Below are 1,907 nucleotides of genomic sequence, written 5' to 3'. Positions count from 1 at the left end.
CCTCCGGCAAACCATCAGGAAAAGTGAATCATGTCCTAAATCCCGCGTCCAGCGCGGGGTTTTTCAGCAGCGTGTTAAATATCGTCATCTTCATCAGAATCTCCTCAGATATCTTGCCGAGAAAATTCTACTTACGCAGCCCCTTAGTTTTGGGGAGGATTACCTAGCAGAGGAACCTCAGCGCCAACCTTGCGCAGCTGGCAACTCCTTCCGCGCACCGGCTGCCAATCCATTTCAAATTTTGCTTGCTTTTCGAGGGGAAACGGGTTGCGAACCTACCCAAGCAATCCGCCGATTTACGCTGCCTTCCCGAGCAACGCGCCTACCGCGTGTTCCGTCTATGTAGCTATCGATGTCGTTCGGATCGCGCGCTTGGGTTTTGGCGGAGTTCGGTAGCAGGGCATTGAAAGGTAACGAGAAAACGAGACCGAACCGAAACGGGTGAGGTTCGCCCAAACTGAGACTGAGGGCCATTCTGAGCCCAACTTTGGAGTGGTGGCGCATCTATGAGGTTCAGTCGGTTCCCGCAAACCCCTTGGATAACACGGAAAAATATGTGTTCGTCAGGGCGGAGTCACTGGTTCGCAATGGGGATAATGGCGGAGAGAACAAGATTCGAACCCGCAGTGCTATTAGATACAATGATCGGGCTGTGTAGCTTTGGGTCCTTCCTCCCAATACTGCAACTCTCTCGCGCAGGCTGCGCGGACCAATGTTCAGGCGGGCACTTTCGTGGCTATCGAATACACCATGCGTTGAAAGTCCGCCGGAGATCGGCGGCAGGTGGGGGCATGGAACCCCCTTCCTCGCGCAATCAAAATTTTGTCGCAGTAAGACTGGAGAAGATCTGCAGGATGCGATGATCGCCTACAGCCCAGCGCCTGCACCTAACAGGAAATGGGCAGTAGTCCATCTTGTGGGCAGGCAAACCAGTTGCGGCGCGGCAACAGAGGCGAAAATAGCATAGGTCCCATCGGGAATGTGGGTACTTTCGTGGGCAGACGTGTCGGATTTCCATTTGAAATCAATGTTATATGGTAGCGGTACCCGCCTCCAATCTCCAAGCAAGATCTTGTATATCAAGAACAAAAGCGGCGGATCATTGAATGACACGCCCAAAAGTCACACCTTCGTCAAAACACTGGATGTCGACATCTCCCGTGCCTCATGGTCACAATGAACCGCATCACACCGCCGGGGCCGCGTTGGGAGCAAACCGGAGTTTGTGACGCCGCCGGAACCGCGCCGGATGCAAACGGACCGCGACCGGCAGTGGCGCAATTCCTGATCCGCATTTCGGCGTGACACCGCTGCTGGCAACACCGCCCCAGAACCTGGAGAAAATATCCCCCGGGGACACCTGAAGCCAATGTTGACCCAGTTTGCGCATCAAAGCCCCTTCACGGGCAGGATATCCGGGAACCTGGATTGGGCGGAGGGAATCGAACCCGCGTCTCCTGCTTGGAAGGCTTGCGTCGAAATCAGTTTTTCTGTCAAATTATCAGAGGCTTACCCCACTGTTGGTCTATTCTTTGTAGGCCATTTGTCGGGGGAAGTTTTTGGAGCGGGCGGCGGGAATCGAACCCGCGTCTCTTGCTTGGAAGGCAAGGGTCTTACCATTACACAACGCCCGCTCGGCTCGACCTTCTTTATTTCAGCGCAGTTCTGACGTCAAGCGGTGGCTGATTGTGCCAAGTGAAAACCGAGTTACCAAGTCCTTCACAGGGTAGCGAACAGCCGAAACGTAGTGTTCGGTCCGGGTTCCAGCCTCGATCTGTCAGCGTGCCGAAGGACGGGAGGAGCCCTTCGCTGCGCCCTGCACGAAAGTCGGCTTCACGCCTATTCCGTTGAAAAACTCGGCCGGTTCGCGGCGTTGAATACCTCGCGAGATTTGGCGCGCGTAGGCC

1 tRNA gene is annotated in these 1,907 nt (G+C 55.2%); it reads right to left on the bottom strand.

The window, feature by feature from the left end:
* Window positions 1-1,560: 1,560 nt before the first annotated feature.
* Window positions 1,561-1,634, bottom strand: a tRNA-Gly gene (locus tag FOY53_RS22525).
* Window positions 1,635-1,907: the final 273 nt, after the last annotated feature.

The sequence above is a fragment of the Puniceibacterium confluentis genome (assembly GCF_007923445.1).
In the GTDB taxonomy this organism is placed as follows: domain Bacteria; phylum Pseudomonadota; class Alphaproteobacteria; order Rhodobacterales; family Rhodobacteraceae; genus Puniceibacterium; species Puniceibacterium confluentis.
Note: the sequence above shows the minus strand (reverse complement) of the source record. Positions and strands in the feature narration are given on the sequence as shown.